This window comes from Amycolatopsis sp. CA-126428, from assembly GCF_002904335.1.
Lineage (GTDB): Bacteria > Actinomycetota > Actinomycetes > Mycobacteriales > Pseudonocardiaceae > Amycolatopsis.
On the sequence record NZ_PPHF01000123.1, the window covers coordinates 147,608 to 162,719 of the forward strand.

Below are 15,112 nucleotides of genomic sequence, written 5' to 3' on the forward strand. Positions count from 1 at the left end.
TACCCGACACCGGACCGGGGGTCTGCGCGGTTTTCAGGCCGCGGCCGCTTCGGGCGCCGGCGCCGGGGATTCCCAGCGCGGCTTGACCCGCTGCATCACCGCCGCCGAGACCACCCCGAGCAGGAGCACGCCCATCGGCAGCAGCATCGTCACCCGGGCCGCGTCGGTCAGTCCACTGTGGACCACCTGGGTCGCCAGCTTCCCCGCCTGCGCGGCGATCTCGGCGGGCAGCCCCGGCATCGGGGCCGGGCCGCCGGCCGAGCCGAACTCCCCGGTGCTCGCCGCCGCGTGCGCGATCCCCTCGGCGAACGGCGCCCGGTACTGCTCCGGCAGCTGCGAAGCCGCCTTCGTGGCCTCGTCCGCGATGGACGCGCTGATCCGCGCCTGCAGCAGCACGCCGATCGCCGCACTGCCGAGCACACCACCCACCTGGCGCGCGGTGTTGAAGATGCCGGACGCGGTCCCGGCGAGCCGCGGCTCGACCGAGCCCATCGTCAGGTTGCTCATCGGCGAGAAGATGCAGCCGATGCCGAGCCCGCACACCAGCAGCGCCGGGACGAACGTCCACGGGTTGCTGTCCGGCGTCGCCTGCAGCGCGATGATCCCGAGCCCGGCCGCGAGCGCCGCCAGGCCGAACATCACCAGGTACTTGCCGTTGACCTTGTCCGAGGCGCGCCCGACGAACGGCGCGATGATCCCGGACAGCAGCGACATCGGCGCGGTGAGCAGGCCGCCCATGGTCGGGCTCAGCCCGAGCACCGACTGGATGTAGATGACCAGCGGCAGGAACATGCCGGTCATCGCGAAGCCGACGGTCGACGCGGTCAGCGTCCCGGCCGAGAAGTTCCGGTTCGAGAACACCTGCAGCGGCAGCAGCGGCTCCTTCTTGTTGAAGCGCTGCCACACCACGAACGCGATCAGCAGCAGCACGCCGGCGGCGATGATCTCGAAGACGGTGATCCCGCCGAAGACCGTGCCCCAGTCGTACTGCTGGCCGTTCTGGACGCCGAAGACGATGCAGAGCAGCGCGGCACTCGAGAGCACGATCCCGAGCAGGTCGAACGAGTGCGAGTGCTTCGGCTGCCAGTCCGGCACCAGGAAGAGGGTCAGCACGACCGCGATCACGCCGATCGGCACGTTGACGAAGAAGATCCACTCCCAGCCGAAGTGGTCGACCAGCACGCCGCCGAGCAGCGGGCCCGCGATCGTCGCCAGCCCGGCGACGCCGCCCCACATGCCCATCGCCGGGCCGCGCTTGGCCGGCGGGAACAGGTGCGTGATGAACGCCAGCGTCTGCGGCGTCATCAGCGCGGCGCCGAGCCCCTGCACGGCCCGCGCGGCGATGAGCATCTCGACGTTGCCGGACAGGCCGCACCACAGCGAGGCGCCGGTGAACACGAGCAGGCCGGCGAGGAACACGCGCTTCGGGCCGAAGCGGTCACCGAGCCGGCTGGTGAACAGCATCGGCACGGCGTAGGTGAGCAGGTAGACGCTGATCACCCAGACGATCGAGTTCAGCCCGGCGCCCAGCTCGCGCAGCATGGTCGGGATCGCGATCGACACGATCGTCGTGTCGAGCAGGATCATGAAGAAGCCGAGGCACAGCGCGCCCAGCGCGGCCCACGGGTTAGCTTGTCTTGCGTTCATCGTCGTCTTCCTCGGTGATGAGCGTGAGCTTGGGTGGTTGGTGGTCCTGGAACGGGATCCGCCCGGAGCGCAGGTCCTCGGTGAGGCGTTCGGTCCACTCGAGTTCGAACTGCCGGTGGTCGCACTGGTAGCGCCAGTCCAGCCAGTAGATGTCCGGTATCTCGTTGTCGGTGAGGCGCTGCAGCACCGCCCGGTCGGAGGCCACCGCGGCACGCAGCCGCATGAGCCGGGTTTCGAGCTCCTTGAGGGTCGCCTCGAGCCCCAGTTCGTCGATCACGGCGAGCCCCGTCAGGTAGGCGGGGAACTCCTTCGCGACGTCCCCGAGGAGTTCGCGGGCGCGCTGGTTGAACTCGTCCAGCCCGGTCTGCGTCATGCCGTAGACGGTCCGCTCCGGCCGCCTGCCGTCGCGCTGGGTGTCGACGACCTCGATGAAACCGCTGCGGTGCAGGCGTTCCACGGTGTGGTAGAGCGAGCCCGCCTTCAGGTTGACCCGTGTGTCGACGTACCGCTCGCGCATGAGCGTGGCCATCTCGTACGGGTGCATCGGCCTCTCGTGGAGCAGCTCCAGCACGGCGATGCCGAGTGGCGTCAGCTTGGCCGCGGCCATCAGATGATCCCTCCAGGTCGGTTATTCCACGTGGACTATACGACGTGGGCTACGGGGTGGTCCACGGCCATTCCTGTGACGGTCCGTACACAGCGTGAAGGCCCCCATGCTCTCGTCATGGGGGCCTTCACGGCGTCTCTCAGAACGGCCAGTCCGCGCGCCGACCTCGCTCGAGCAGCGGGATCATCCGGAAACCCTGGTCGGTCAGGCCGCCGAAGGTGTGCCGGTGCCCGCTGCCGGACGGCGCGTGACCGGCCCGGTAGCCGGCGAGGTTCCAGGTGTACAGCGGCACGTGCGCGGGCAGCGCCTGCCCGACGTCGCCGTACGCGGCCTGCTCGTCGGTGAGGATCACGACGCGGTCGTGGTCCGCGAAGTGCTTCTTCACCGCGCCCGCCGTGTCGGTGCCGCCGCCGATGAAGTACCCGCCGGACTTCCAGCGCTCGACGTCGCTCAGCAGCGAGCCACCCCGGCGGAGCTTGAACACCTTGGTGCCCCGGCCCCAGTAGCCGTCCGAGAACGACACGACGTCGGCCTTCGCGCAGCGCCGGCCGAGCGCGAGGCCGAACACCGCGGCCGCGTCCCAGCGCATCAGGCTGCCGTCCTTGCCGAACCGGTCGTTCATCGACGCCGACGTGTCGACGAGGACGAGCGTCCGGCCGCTCAGCACGGGCACGTTGGCCAGCGCGTGCGCGATCGCCCGCTCGAGCGCCCACGCCCACCGCAGCGACGGCGCCGCGCGGTAAGCCGCGAGGAACCGCATCGGCAGCTGCCGCGACTTCACGACCTGCACGCGGCCGGCCAGCCGCTCGGCGACCCGCTGCGCGACGGTGTCCGACACGCCGGCCTCGTCGAAGTTGCGGAGGTTCCGCAGGAGAGCCATGTAGCCCATCGACGGGATCAGTGCCTCCCAGACGCGCGCGTCCAGGGGACCCTGTAGCCACCCGGCGACGGACTCCCAAGTCATGCCCGCCGCACGCAGCATGTCCGCGGCATCCGGCCGGTCGAAGAGCTTTCGGCGGTCGCCGACGTCCCAGCTCATGAGCTCCGCGCGGGCGCGCAGGGTGGTGAGGGCGTCCGGGATCGCGTTGCCGCGGGCGTGCCGCTCGTCGAGGATGTGCTTGAACAGCTCGCCCCCGCCCGCCGGGTGGGTCAGCTCGAGCACGTCGGCGAACCGGAACGCGTGCGCGGCGGAGTCCCACTTGACGAAGGACCGCTCGTCGTACAGCCGCACCGCCGCATCGGCGATCCCGCGCTTGACGGGCTTCGGCACGGCCCGGCCGTGCACGGAAGTCCAGTAGGCGAGCAGCTCGCCGGGCTCGTCGGCCCGCTGCAGCACGTCGGCGACGACCTGACGGCTCAGCCCGTCGAGACCGGCGTCCCGCCGCGCCTTGGCGAACTCGGCGGCGCCGACGAGCGACGCCGTGCGCAGGTTCGCGCCGGAGCGCAGCCAGCGCAGGAACCGGGCGGTCCACTGTGGATCATCCAACGTGGACTGACGGACGAGCTCGGCGTAGCGCGTGTCGCGGGTGTCCGCGGACTCGTAGAAGGCGTGCTCGCCGACCATGTTGGTGACGGCGAGCAGGAAGAGCTCGGACTTGCTGTCGCGCGCGTAGCCGGCACCACCCTCGTGCGTGACGGTGGACGGCGTGGCCTCACCGCGGACCGGAGAGGTCGCGGCGGGTGCTCGTGCGGTGTTGAACTTGCTCACTTTCTTCCCCCTCTTGCGGAGGGAGCCACGGCCACAGCGATGCCCGAGATCGAAGTCGGTGAAGGTGCACAGCTGCTCTGCCACTGAGCTACCGGACCGTGTGGTCCGGGAGGGATTCGAACCCCCGACCTGCCCATTAGAAGGAAGTAACCCTCGCCTGCGCACCGGGCATCGGTGTGGCCGTGGCTCCCCGGTGCAGCCCAAGGTAGCAAGCGATCGGCGGCGGTTCGACCGATTTTCCCGGCCGGGTCCCGCGCTCGGCGACGCAAGTAGTTCGCACTAGGAACTACCTGTGCTATGTTCGTAGTACGAACTAACTGGGAGGAATCATGACGCACTTCGGGATCGGCATGTCCACGGCGGTCACCGCTGTCCCCGACACCCTGAAGCTGGCCGTCCAGGCCGACCGTGGCGGGCTCGATCTCATCACTGTGTCCGATCACCCCTACTACGCCGACCGGCTCGACGCGTACGCCGAAATCGGTGTCCTGCTGGGAAAAACGGAACGGATCTCCGGCCTGGTCAGCGTCACCAACCTGCCGACGCGGCCCGCGGCGATGCTCGCCCGCACGATCACCTCGCTGTCCGCCCTGACCGGCGGCCGGATCGTGCTCGGGATGGGTGTCGGCGGGCTGTGGGACGACATCGCGCGGCTCGGCTTCACCAAGCTGACGCCGGGGCAGGCCGTTCGCGCCTTCGAAGAGGGCATCCGGCTCGTGAAGCTGCTGGGCGGGGGCGGCGAGCCGGTCACCTTCGACGGCGAGTTCTACCAGGTCACGGCCCTGGAGCCGGCCGCGGAACCGGTGCCGCCGGTGTGGACCGGGTCGGTGGGGCCGAAGTCGCTCGCCGTCACCGGGCGGGTGGCCGACGGGTGGATGCCCGGGCGCGCCGCCGACTGGCTCAGCGAGCGCTACCGGACCTCGCGTCCGGTGATCGACAAGGCCGCCGTGGACGCCGGCCGGGATCCGGCCGAGATCGCCACCGTCTACAACCTCCCCGGGCGCATCACCGCGGAGCCGCTCGCGAAGACCCGCGCCGAGGACGGCCGCTGGATCGGCGGCTCACCCGCGCAGTGGATCGAGGAGCTGACCGGCGCGGTGCTGGAGCACGGCGCCGCCGGGTTCGTCCTCTTCGGGCCCGGTGGCAGCACGCCCGACGAGGTCGCCGTCGCGCGCTGGGCCGGCGAGATCGTGCCCGCCGTGCGTGAGGCCGTCGCGAAGTAGGCTGAGCGGATGGGGAAGAGCGGGGCGGACATCGGCGTGGTGGCCGGGCTCGTGCGGGCGTCGTTCCTGGTGAACGCCGTCTACACCGAGTCCGCCCGCGAGTACGGGCTCACCGTGCAGCAGGGGCAGCTGCTGTGCGTGCTGATGGGCCGGCCGTACGGCATGGGCGACCTGGGCGCGACGCTCGGCCTCGAAAAGTCCAGCCTCACCGGCCTGGTCGACCGGGCGGTCAAGCGCGGGCTCGTCCGCCGCGAACCCGACCCGGACGACCGCCGCGCCGTGCACGTCGTCCTGACCGGGGCAGGCCACGACCTCGCGGAGGACTTCTACGCGGCGGCGTGCCGCCGGGTGGACGAGCTGGCCGCGAGCCTGAGCACTGCGGACCGCGACCGGCTCGCGGCGCTGCTGGGCACGATCGTCCGGGAGAACCAAGCCCCGACGGTCTTCCTCGACGCCCTTCAGCCCTGAGGCAGACCCGAAGCGCGCCAAGCACCTTCGCCGGGGTGAAGCGGCCGACGCAGCGAAGCGGCGTGATCGCCCCACCACGACGAACGCGGCTTCGGCTTCTCCGGCGCCTTCGCGGCCGACGCCGCGGCGACGACCGCCGTCAGCGCCGCCAGCTCGGCGTCGCTCGGGTTTCCGTGGACCACCCGCAGGAGGGGCTTCTTTTCCTCGCTCACAGCGGGATGTTCCCGTGCTTCTTGGGCGGCAGCGATTCCCGCTTGTTCCGCAGCAGCGACAACGCCCGCGCGACGTGGCCGCGGGTGTGCGCCGGCACGATCACCGAGTCGACGTACCCCCGCTCCGCCGCCGCGTACGGGTTCAGCAGCGTGTCCTCGTACTCCTGGATCAGCTCGGCGCGGAGCTGGTCCACGTCGCGGCCCTCGTTGGCCGCGTTGGCCAGGGTCTTGCGGTGGACGATGTTCGCCGCGCCCTGGGCACCCATCACCGCGACCTGCGCGGTCGGCCAGGCCAGGTTGATGTCCGCGCCGAGGTGCTTCGACCCCATGACGTCGTACGCGCCGCCGTAGGCCTTGCGCGTGATGATCGTGACCAGCGGGACCGTCGCCTCCGCGTAGGCGTAGATCAGCTTCGCGCCGCGGCGGATGATGCCGTTCCACTCCTGCTCGGTGCCCGGGAGGAAGCCCGGGACGTCGACGAAGGTCAGCACCGGGATGTTGAAGGCGTCGCAGGTGCGGACGAACCGCGCGGCCTTCTCGGACGCGTCGATGTCGAGGCAGCCGGCGAACTGTGTCGGCTGGTTCGCCACCACGCCGACGCTCTGGCCGTCGACGCGGCCGAAACCGACGATGATGTTCGGCGCGAACAGCTCGTGGACCTCGAGGAAGTCGCCGTCGTCGACGACCCGGGTGATCACCTCGTGCATGTCGTACGGGGTGTTCGGCGAGTCCGGGATGATCGTGTCGAGCTCACGGTCGGCGTCGGTGACGTCGTCGAAGAACCCGGGCCGCTCGGCGGGCGGCTCGAACACCGGCGCGTCCGACAGGTTGTTCTGCGGCAGGTAGGAGAGCAGTTCCTTGACGTAGGCGATGGCGTCTTCGTCGTCGGAACCGAGGTAGTGCGCGACGCCGGACTTCGTGTTGTGGGTGCGGCCGCCGCCGAGCTCCTCGAAGGTGACGTCCTCGCCGGTGACCGTCTTGACGACGTCCGGGCCGGTGATGAACATCTGCGAGGTCTCGTCGACCATCACGACGAAGTCGGTCAGCGCGGGGGAGTAGACGTGCCCGCCCGCGTTCGCGCCCATGATCAGCGAAATCTGCGGGATGACGCCGGAGGCCTGCACGTTGCGGCGGAAGATCTCGCCGTAGAGGCCGAGCGAGACGACACCCTCCTGGATGCGCGCGCCGCCGCCCTCGTTGATGCCGACGATCGGGCGTCCGGTCTTGATCGCCAGGTCCATCACCTTGACGATCTTCTCGCCGTACACCTCGCCGAGGCTGCCGCCGAAGACGGTGACGTCCTGGCTGAACACGCACACCGGACGGCCGTCGATGGTGCCGTAGCCGGTGACGACGCCGTCGCCGTAGGGCCGGTTCTTCTCCTGGCCGAAGTTGGTCGAGCGGTGCCGGGCCAGCTCGTCGAGCTCGACGAACGAGTTCTCGTCGAGCAGCAGCTCGATCCGCTCGCGCGCGGTCTTCTTGCCCTTGGCGTGCTGCTTCTCCACCGCACGGGCCGAACCGGCGTGCACCGCCTCGTCGTACCGGCGGTAGAGGTCGGCCAGCTTGCCGGCCGTGGTGTGGATGTCCGGTTCATCCTCGGGCGGCGTCCCGAGCGGCTCCGTCGCACTGCTCATGCCACGGGAGCTTAACTACTTGTCGGTCACTTGGCGTGTGGCGTAGGCAACGTCCATGGAGATCCGGACCCTCGCCGCCGCCGACCTGCCCGCCTGCTTCGATCTGGCCGAGTCCCGCTCGTGGCCGCGGGAACCACCGAAGTGGCGGCTGCTGCACGAGGTCGGCCGGGTGTTCGGGGTGGCCGCCCCGGACGGCGACGGCCTGGCGGCGGCCGCCGTCCTGGTGCCGTTCGGCTCGGTGGCGTCGATCTCGATGGTGCTGGTCGCACCTCGCTACGAGCGGCAGGGCCTGGGGCGCGCGATCACCGCGCACGCCGTCGCGGCGGCGGGGGACCGGGTCGTCTGGCTGCACGCGTCGAAGTTCGGGCGGCCGTTGTACGAATCGATGGGGTTCGCCGCCGACGGCGGTTGCCAGGGTCACACCGGGACGTTCGCTGACGACGGCGGCCCGGGTGCTTCGCCCGGTTCGCTGTCCGACGTCTTCGCGCTGGACCTCGCGGCTCAGGGTGTCGACCGGCGGCCACTGCTGGAACGGCTGGGCACGCCCTTCGTGGTCGACGGTGGCTTCGCGTTCGGGACGGACATCGGCCACGTGACGGTGATCGGCCCGGTCGCCGCGGCGACCGAGGAGCAGGCGCGGCGGCTGATCCGCGGGGTGGCGCGGTCGGCGCCGGGCGAGGTGCGGGTGGACCCGGACCACCGGTTTCCCGGCCTGACGACGTGGATCCGCGAACGCGGGCTGGTCGCGGGTGCCCCGGCGCCGCGGCTGGTCCTGGACGGCCGTCCGCTGCCCGGTGATCCGTCGATGCGGTTCGCCCCGTTCACCCGGGCGGTGGGGTGAGGGGTTCGCCGGTCACCGCGTCCAGGTACGTCACGCGCAGAAAGGTGATCTTCGAGCCCGGGATGACGACCCGCCGCCAGTCCTCGCCGATGACCTTCGTTCCCGCGTCGTTCTCGCAGGTCAGTGCCTCGCCCTCGAGGACCAGCTCACGGTCGGCCAGCGGGCCCGTCGGCGTGTACGAGCGGACGTACCCGTAGAACGACGTGCCGTTCTCCAGCTGCGCGTGCGCCCACGCGCGGCTTCCCCCGGGCCGGTCCGTGCGCAACGCCTGGGCCCACGCCGAGCCCTGCCGGACCGTGGCCGCTTCGCCGCGTCGGCGAGCGAAGAACGCTTCGAACGCGGTCGCGAGCGCGCCCGCCACGGCCAGCTCGACGGCGACGCTGACGACGATCAGCGTCAGGTGCTCGCGCGCGTAGGCCTCGCCGCGGGTCAGCCAGCCCACCGGGCTGACGAACAACCGGGCGCCGGCCGCCTGCACCGCCGTCATGAGCAGCACGGAGACCAGCGTGAAAACGAGACTGCCGAGGGCGACGCGGGAAGCCTCGCGGAACGCCGTCTCCTGGTGACGGCCGCGGCGGCGTTCGCGGCGCAGCTCGAACACGATGCCCGGCGCCACGAGGGCCAGGAACCCGGCGAGCGCGCCCAGGGTCTGGGGGATCACGACGGCTCAGCCGGTCGGCCCACCGCGGCGGGGCGGGGGTCCGTCCTCCGAGTCGAGCTCGCGCATCGGCTGGTACGGGCCGTGGGGGACCCCGTCATAGGTGCCGTCCGAGCCGGGATGCGTCACCTGCTCCCAGTCCTCGTCCGGCGGCAGGAGCGGCGGCGGGAGGAGCTCGTCCTCGCCCGGCTCGCGACGTTCGGTGCTCATCGCATTCCCCCTCGTGATCGGCCGCTCCACCCTACTCAGGACGCTGTCGGCCGGACCAGCCCGGATTCGTACGCCGCGATCACCAGCTGCGCCCGATCGCGGGCCGCGAGCTTGTGCAGCAGCCGGCCGATGTGCGTCTTCACCGTCGCGATGCCCAGGTGCAGGCGCGCCGCGATCTCGTCGTTCGACAGGCCGCGGGCGATCAGCGACAGCACCTCCTGCTCGCGGGCCGTCACGCCGTCCAGCCGGGTCACCGGGCCCGACGGCAGGCGGGCGAACTCCGCGACCAGGCGCCGCGTCACCGACGGTGCCAGCAGCGCGTTGCCGGACGCCACGACGTCGATCGCCGCCAGCAGGTCCGCCGGGCGGGTGTCCTTCAGGAGGAACCCGCTCGCGCCCGCGCGCAGCGCCGAATAGACATACTCGTCGAGGTCGAACGTCGTCAGCATCAGCACCCGGACGTCGGTTTCCGCGCAGATCCGGCGGGTCGCCTCGATGCCGTCCATCTCCGGCATCCGGACGTCCATGAGCACGACGTCCGGCCGCTCGACGCGGGTCAGGGCCACCGCCTCGGCGCCGTCGGACGCCTCGCCGACGACTTCGAGGCCCGGTGCGCTGTCGACCAGCACCCGGAAGCTCCCGCGCAGCAAGGCTTGGTCGTCGGCGATCAGGACGCGGGTCATCGGGCCGTCACCGGTGCTTCGTAGGGCAGCCGCGCGAAGACGCGGAAGCCGGTTTCGCCGGGCGCCGCGGAGAATTCACCCGCGTAGACCGCGACGCGTTCGCGCATCCCGATCAGCCCGTGGCCGGGGACGACCTCGCCGCCGCGGCCGTCGTCGAGCACTTCGATCGCCACCTCGCCGTCGCCGCCGGTGACGTGGATCCGGCACGTCGCCGCGTCCGCGTGCTTGACCACGTTGGTCAGCGCCTCCTGCACGATCCGGTACACCGACTGGCCGACCCCGCCCGGCAGCTCGGTGAGGCCGTCGACGACCAGGTCGACGGCGGGACCCGCCTGCTGCGCGCGTTCGGCGAGCGCCCGCAGGTCGTCGAGCGACGGCGCGGGCGCCAGCGCCGGGACGCCGGTGCCGTCGCGCAGCACGCCGAGCACGCGCCGCAGCTCGGCCAGGGTCTCGCGGCTGGTCTCTTCGATGACGCGCAGCGCGTCGCGGGCCTGGTCGGGCTGTTCCAGGGCGACGTGGTTCCCGACCGCCGCCTTCACCGCGATCAGGCTCATGCTGTGCGCGACGACGTCGTGCATCTCCCGCGCGGTCCGCAGCCGTTCCGCCGAAACCGCTTGCTGGGCATGGGTTTCGCGCTCGATCGCGGCGTGCTCGCGGCGGCCGTGGACGGCGATGCCGAGTGCGAACCCGACGATCAGCGCCGACGCGCCGAAGTTCACCGTCGTCGCCGAGCTCGGGTTCGGTACCACGACGCCGACCACGCCGACGCCGACCAGCCCGGCCGCGAACCCGACCCGGGTCGCCCGGGTGCCCTGGGCCACCACGAAGGTGTACAGCGCACAACCCGCCGCCACGACGGCGATCGCCAGCACCGGGCCGCCGATCGGCACCGCCGCCGCGGTCATCACCAGCGACAGGATGTAGGCGGGCCGCGGCCACCAGCGCCGCAGCAGGATCGGCACGACGCTCCCCACGAGGATGGTCCAGCCGAGCCAGGCGGGCAGCCACAGCGGCAGCGTCCAGGCGCCGGCGGCGAGGTTGCCCCCGGCCCCCAGGGTCAGCACCAGGACGGCCAGCACGTCCAGAACGACGCGAATGCGCATGAACCGACCGTAATGCGGACCTCCGGCCCGCGCGTCAACCTTGGGTCGGATGCTCCGCGTAATGCTTCTTCACGGCTTCGACGCGCTCGGGCGGCCAGTCCGGCAAGGTGACGCCGTGGGTGGCGGCGAACAGCTTGTCCAGCTGCTCGTGGCGCCGGGCCAGCTGCGCCGGGACGTCGTCGCCGGCCGCTTCGGTGAACTCGACCCGGGTGCCTTCGGCGGGGTCTTGGAGCACGTGCCAGCCGGGTTCGTCCGGCAGCAGGGCCCGGACTTCGTCCACCGGCTTCCAGACGAGGTCGCGGCGGAAGCGGATCGTGCCGTCGTCGAGGACTTCGCCGTCGTCGAGGCCGAATTCCTCCACATAGGACGCCATCCGCGCGTGCCATTCCTGCGGTTGCGCGAAGTCCTGCCCGGCCAGGCGGGCGGCGAGCGCGTCGAGGCAGGCGTCCCAGCCCGCGGCGGTGCGGCCCGCGGCGAGCTTCGCGATCGCCGGGTCGCCGCGGCCGAAGGTGTGGGTGAACTCCAGGAGGCTGCCGTCGCCGTCGGGGGAGATCAGCCAGCGCAGGGTGTCGTCGTTCCAGACGAAGGTGAACTCGCGCGGCGGGTCGGCGGTGACGACCCGCCCGGTCGTCGTGTCGTCCTGGCCGGGGAAGGTGAACCGGATCGCGCCGCCGGCGCGCAGTTCCACGTCGACCTTCGCGGGGAACCAGTGCTCGAGCTCCGCCGGGTTGGTGATGGCGTGCCAGACCTTCTCGGGCGCGTGCTTCAGACGGCGCTCCAGCCGGAGCGCCGGGCGTTCGCCGTCGGTCTGCAGCTTCGCTCGTCCGGACACGCGTTCCTCCTGTGGGTTGCCTGTCCCGGTATATAACCACTGAGGAATATACGGGTCAAGCGCCGCGGACGGCGGCGACGGCGGCGGCGAGCTCCGGGTCGCTCGCGGCCTTGTCGAGCGCGGTCCGCAGCACCGCGCAGTACGTCGGTTCGGTTTCGCTGTAGCGCTTGCGGCCGGTGTCGGTGATCACCGAGTAGACGCCACGGCGGTCGTCTTCGCACAGGTCGCGGATGGTCAGGCCGGCGTCTTCCAAGCGGGCGCACATCCGGCTGACCGAGCTCTGGTTGAGGCCGATCGCGTCGGCGAGCTCCTGCATCCGCAGGCCACCGCGGGGGCCCGCGACCAGCTTGCCGAGGGCGCGGTACTCGGACAGGCCGAGCCCGTGGCGCCGCTGCAGCGCTTTGGCGAGTTCCTGCTCGATCCGGGCGTGCAGCACGAGCACGCGGCCCCAGGCCAGTTCGTCGACGGTCATTTCCGGCCTCCTCTTGACGCCAGGATAGTCCAGGGACAGTATTTATATGTACATGCAAGTACATCGAGAGGGGTGGACATGAGTGACCGCAGCTTCCTGTTCCTGGTCGGCGCCGCGCGGGCCGGGGGCAACACCGAAATGCTGGCCAGGCTGGCGGCCAAAGAACTGCCCAAGGACGTCGAGCAGCGGTGGGTCCGGCTGCCCGAGGTGCCGCTGCCGCCGTTCGAGGACCGCCGCCACGGCGCCGGTTCGCACCCGGAGCCCGGCGAGAACGAGCAGCTGCTGATGGATGCCACCTTCGCGGCGACCGACATCGTGATCGTGTCGCCGGTGTACTGGTACTCGGTGGCGGCGAGCGTGAAGCTCTACCTCGACTACTGGTCGGGCTGGATGCGGCTGCCGGTGGAGTTCAAGCCGCGGATGCGCGGCAAGACGCTGTGGGGCGTAAGCGTCTTGAGCGAGACGGCGCGCGAGGCCCAGCCGCTGATCGGCACGCTGGAACTGTGCGCCGAGTACCTGAGCATGAACTGGGGCGGCGTCCTGCTCGGCAACGGCAGCCGCCCCGGCGACGTGCTCGTGGACACCGACGCGACGGCGGCCGCGCGAACGTTCTTCGCCGGGGCGGACCTGGTCACCGTCTAGGTCAGGACGTCCTTCGCGATCAGGCGCAGACCGCGGACCAGGTCGGCGCCCGACGGCGCGTGGTCCGGGTCGATCAGCCACTGGAGCATCACGCCCGACAGCAGGGCCTGGTGCACCGTGCCGGCGGCCCGGGCCTCGGCGCTGCCGTCGTCGAGGCCCTGGAAGAGGTTCGCCAGGCCGTGGCGGGCCAGTTCGACGGCGTTCGCGAGCTGGGCGCGGACCTGCTCGTCGAGGTCCGGCTGGGCGCAGGCCTCGAAGCTCACCGCCCACATCCGGCGGTGCTCGCCGAACGACTCGATCACGCGCTGCCAGATCAGCTCGAAGCGCTCGGCCGGTGACGTGCCCGGCGGCGTCTGGACCTGCAGCGTTTTCGCCAGCGTTTCGCCCCACTCCTCGTTCGCCTCGATCAGTGCGGCGTTGAGCAGCGCCTCGCGCGAACCGAAGTGGTAGCCGATGGCCGCCATGCTCACGTTCGCCGCCGAGGCCAGGTCTCGCACCGTCGTGCGGGCGTAGCCCTTCTCGTACAGGCAGCGCTTGGCGCCCGCCAGCAGTGACTCCTTGTTGCCCATGCCTCGAGCCTAGCACGAACGTCTTAGGCGAACGCCTTGCGCGGTCGCCCAAATCGGGGTTACCGTTCCCGGCATGCAGAACAGACGAGTCCTCATCTCCGGCGCGAGCGTCGCCGGCCCCGCGCTGGCCTTCTGGCTCCGCCGTCACGGCTTCACGCCGACGGTCGTCGAACGCGCTCCCGAACTGCGCGACGGCGGCTACGCGGTCGACTTCCGCGGCGCGTCGATGCGGGTCCTCGACCGCATGGGCCTGCTGGGCGCGGTCGAAGCGGCGGCGACCCGGATGGGCGAAGTGACCTATGTGGACAGTGTGAACCGGCCGCTGGTGGTCACGCCGCCGACCTACCAGAGCGGCGAGCTGGAAATCCTGCGCGGCGACCTCGCGCGCATCCTCTACGACGCGACGCGGGACGGCGTCGAGTACGTCTTCGGTGACTCCATCACGGGCATCACCGAGCATGGCGACGGCGTCACGGTCACCTTCGCCCACGGCGAGCCGCGCGAGTTCGACCTGGTCATCGGGGCCGACGGGCTGCACTCGAACGTGCGGTCGCTGGCTTTCGGCGAGGAGGCCCGGTTCCGGCGCGACCTCGGCTACTACGTCTCGATCTTCACCGTGCCCAACCACCTCGGCCTCGACCGCGTCGGCCGGTTCTACAACGAGCCGAACCGGACCGTCGGCGTCTACAGCGCGCGGGACAACACCGAGGCCAAGGCGCTGTTCTGGTTCGGCGCCGACCGGCTGGACCACGACCCCCGGGACCCCGCGCGGCAGCGCCGGATCGTCGAGGAGAAGTTCCGCGACGTCGGCTGGGAGACGCCGGCGCTGCTGGCGGCCATGCGGGAAGCGCCGGACTTCTACTTCGACTCGGCGAGCCAGATCAAGCTGGACTCGTACGCACGCGGGCGCGTCGCGCTGGTCGGCGACGCCGCGTACTGCGCCGCACCGCTCTCGGGAATGGGAACGAGCCTGGCGATCGTCGGCGCGTACGTGCTGGCGGGCGAGCTCGCGGCCGCCGGCGGCGACCACACGACGGCGTTCGGCGCCTACACCCGCGAGATGCGCGGCTTCGTCGACGCCTGCCAGAAACTGGCCGAGGGCAACGGGAAGTGGTTCGTCCCGCCGACGCGCGGGTGGCTGAAGTTCCGCAACCTGAACTACCGGCTGCTGCCGTACCTGCCGTGGCGCAAGCTGATCGAAGAGCTGCCGCTCAAGGCGGGCAACGCGATCACGCTGAAGCCGTATGCGGTGGCGCCGGCGTGACGCCGCGGCGCTCGGCGATGCCGGCCATGTTCTCCTCGCCCCAGTCACCCAGCGGCAGCAACGCCGTGTTCAGCCGCTGACCCAGCCCGGTCAGCGAGTACTCGACCTTCGGCGGGATCTCGTGGAACACCTCGCGGTGCACGACCTCGTCCGCCTCCAGTTCCCGCAGCGCCTGGATCAGCATCTTTTCGCTGATCCCCGCCACCTTCCGCTTCAGCTCGCCGAACCGCAGCGGCTCGGCGTGCAGCGCCCAGAGGATCAGGGCCTTCCAGCGGCCGCCGATCACGTCGACGGCCGCGTCCAGCCCGCAGCGGTACGTTCGAGGCTGCATCCAGGATC

The 15,112-nt window shown here is 71.1% G+C and carries 18 protein-coding genes; 5 read left to right on the forward strand and 13 right to left on the reverse strand.

Annotation, left to right across the window (positions count from 1 at the left end; genetic code table 11):
• Positions 1–33: 33 nt before the first annotated feature.
• The 3 genes from C2L58_RS29970 to C2L58_RS29980 all read right to left on the reverse strand — a co-directional run bounded on the left by C2L58_RS29970 (position 34) and on the right by C2L58_RS29980 (position 3,962).
• On the reverse strand, positions 34–1,647 hold the full coding sequence (locus tag C2L58_RS29970) for a DHA2 family efflux MFS transporter permease subunit (protein ID WP_103341023.1): 1,614 nt from the start codon (positions 1,645–1,647) through the stop codon (positions 34–36).
• Entirely contained in the window at positions 1,628–2,254 is a 627-nt protein-coding gene (locus C2L58_RS29975; protein WP_103341024.1) for a PadR family transcriptional regulator, read from the reverse strand. Before C2L58_RS29975 ends, C2L58_RS29970 begins: the two co-directional genes overlap by 20 nt.
• A 139-nt stretch (positions 2,255–2,393) precedes the next feature.
• Complete coding sequence (locus tag C2L58_RS29980) at positions 2,394–3,962, reverse strand: TROVE domain-containing protein (RefSeq protein WP_103341025.1); 1,569 nt, start codon at positions 3,960–3,962, stop codon at positions 2,394–2,396.
• Positions 3,963–4,291: 329 nt separating this feature from the next.
• Here C2L58_RS29980 and C2L58_RS29985 point away from each other — a divergent pair, with 329 nt between their 5' ends.
• The gene (locus C2L58_RS29985) at positions 4,292–5,185 is read left to right on the forward strand and encodes an LLM class flavin-dependent oxidoreductase (RefSeq protein WP_103341026.1); all 894 of its coding nucleotides are present in this window, start codon (positions 4,292–4,294) and stop codon (positions 5,183–5,185) included.
• A 9-nt stretch (positions 5,186–5,194) separates the two neighbouring features.
• Complete coding sequence (locus C2L58_RS29990) at positions 5,195–5,653, forward strand: MarR family winged helix-turn-helix transcriptional regulator (protein WP_103341027.1); 459 nt, start codon at positions 5,195–5,197, stop codon at positions 5,651–5,653.
• Here the strand turns inward: C2L58_RS29990 and C2L58_RS29995 are convergent.
• Both C2L58_RS29995 and C2L58_RS30000 read right to left on the reverse strand, forming a co-directional pair.
• Complete coding sequence (locus C2L58_RS29995) at positions 5,644–5,865, reverse strand: acyl-CoA carboxylase subunit epsilon (protein WP_103341028.1); 222 nt, start codon at positions 5,863–5,865, stop codon at positions 5,644–5,646. The genes C2L58_RS29990 and C2L58_RS29995 overlap by 10 nt on opposite strands.
• A complete protein-coding gene (locus tag C2L58_RS30000) occupies positions 5,862–7,499 on the reverse strand; it encodes an acyl-CoA carboxylase subunit beta (RefSeq protein WP_103341029.1) in 1,638 nt (545 codons plus the stop codon). Before C2L58_RS30000 ends, C2L58_RS29995 begins: the two co-directional genes overlap by 4 nt.
• A 55-nt stretch (positions 7,500–7,554) precedes the next feature.
• Between C2L58_RS30000 and C2L58_RS30005 the strand changes: the two genes are divergently transcribed.
• Positions 7,555–8,340 (forward strand): GNAT family N-acetyltransferase, encoded by a 786-nt coding sequence (locus tag C2L58_RS30005; RefSeq protein WP_103341030.1) that lies wholly within the window; start codon positions 7,555–7,557, stop codon positions 8,338–8,340.
• Here C2L58_RS30005 and C2L58_RS30010 read toward each other — a convergent pair.
• Genes C2L58_RS30010 through C2L58_RS30035 form a run of 6 tightly spaced genes read right to left on the reverse strand, consistent with a single transcriptional unit; the run spans position 8,321 to position 12,298 of the window.
• Positions 8,321–9,001, reverse strand: a complete 681-nt coding sequence (locus C2L58_RS30010; RefSeq protein WP_103341031.1) for a DUF6338 family protein — start codon at positions 8,999–9,001, stop codon at positions 8,321–8,323. The two genes, C2L58_RS30005 and C2L58_RS30010, sit on opposite strands and share 20 nt — an antisense overlap.
• A 6-nt stretch (positions 9,002–9,007) precedes the next feature.
• Positions 9,008–9,208 carry a hypothetical protein gene (locus C2L58_RS30015; protein WP_103341032.1) on the reverse strand — a complete coding sequence of 67 codons (201 nt, stop codon included), beginning with the start codon at positions 9,206–9,208 and terminating at the stop codon, positions 9,008–9,010.
• A gap of 35 nt (positions 9,209–9,243) precedes the next feature.
• Positions 9,244–9,891, reverse strand: coding sequence for a response regulator (locus C2L58_RS30020; RefSeq protein ID WP_103341033.1), 648 nt, complete (start codon positions 9,889–9,891; stop codon positions 9,244–9,246).
• Positions 9,888–10,994 carry a sensor histidine kinase gene (locus C2L58_RS30025; RefSeq protein ID WP_103341034.1) on the reverse strand — a complete coding sequence of 369 codons (1,107 nt, stop codon included), beginning with the start codon at positions 10,992–10,994 and terminating at the stop codon, positions 9,888–9,890. Before C2L58_RS30025 ends, C2L58_RS30020 begins: the two co-directional genes overlap by 4 nt.
• Before the next feature lie 34 nt (positions 10,995–11,028).
• Positions 11,029–11,826 (reverse strand): SRPBCC family protein, encoded by a 798-nt coding sequence (locus C2L58_RS30030; protein ID WP_103341035.1) that lies wholly within the window; start codon positions 11,824–11,826, stop codon positions 11,029–11,031.
• Between the two features lie 55 nt (positions 11,827–11,881).
• The gene (locus tag C2L58_RS30035) at positions 11,882–12,298 is read right to left on the reverse strand and encodes a MarR family winged helix-turn-helix transcriptional regulator (RefSeq protein ID WP_103341036.1); all 417 of its coding nucleotides are present in this window, start codon (positions 12,296–12,298) and stop codon (positions 11,882–11,884) included.
• A 78-nt stretch (positions 12,299–12,376) separates the two neighbouring features.
• Here C2L58_RS30035 and C2L58_RS30040 point away from each other — a divergent pair, with 78 nt between their 5' ends.
• The gene (locus C2L58_RS30040; RefSeq protein ID WP_103341037.1) at positions 12,377–12,940 is read left to right on the forward strand and encodes a flavodoxin family protein; all 564 of its coding nucleotides are present in this window, start codon (positions 12,377–12,379) and stop codon (positions 12,938–12,940) included.
• Here C2L58_RS30040 and C2L58_RS30045 read toward each other — a convergent pair.
• Positions 12,937–13,509, reverse strand: coding sequence for a TetR/AcrR family transcriptional regulator (locus C2L58_RS30045; RefSeq protein ID WP_103341038.1), 573 nt, complete (start codon positions 13,507–13,509; stop codon positions 12,937–12,939). The two genes, C2L58_RS30040 and C2L58_RS30045, sit on opposite strands and share 4 nt — an antisense overlap.
• Before the next feature lie 73 nt (positions 13,510–13,582).
• Between C2L58_RS30045 and C2L58_RS30050 the strand changes: the two genes are divergently transcribed.
• A complete protein-coding gene (locus tag C2L58_RS30050; RefSeq protein WP_103341039.1) occupies positions 13,583–14,773 on the forward strand; it encodes an FAD-dependent monooxygenase in 1,191 nt (396 codons plus the stop codon).
• Here C2L58_RS30050 and C2L58_RS30055 read toward each other — a convergent pair.
• A complete protein-coding gene (locus C2L58_RS30055) occupies positions 14,739–15,104 on the reverse strand; it encodes a winged helix-turn-helix transcriptional regulator (RefSeq protein ID WP_199191509.1) in 366 nt (121 codons plus the stop codon). The genes C2L58_RS30050 and C2L58_RS30055 overlap by 35 nt on opposite strands.
• Positions 15,105–15,112 lie beyond the last annotated feature (8 nt).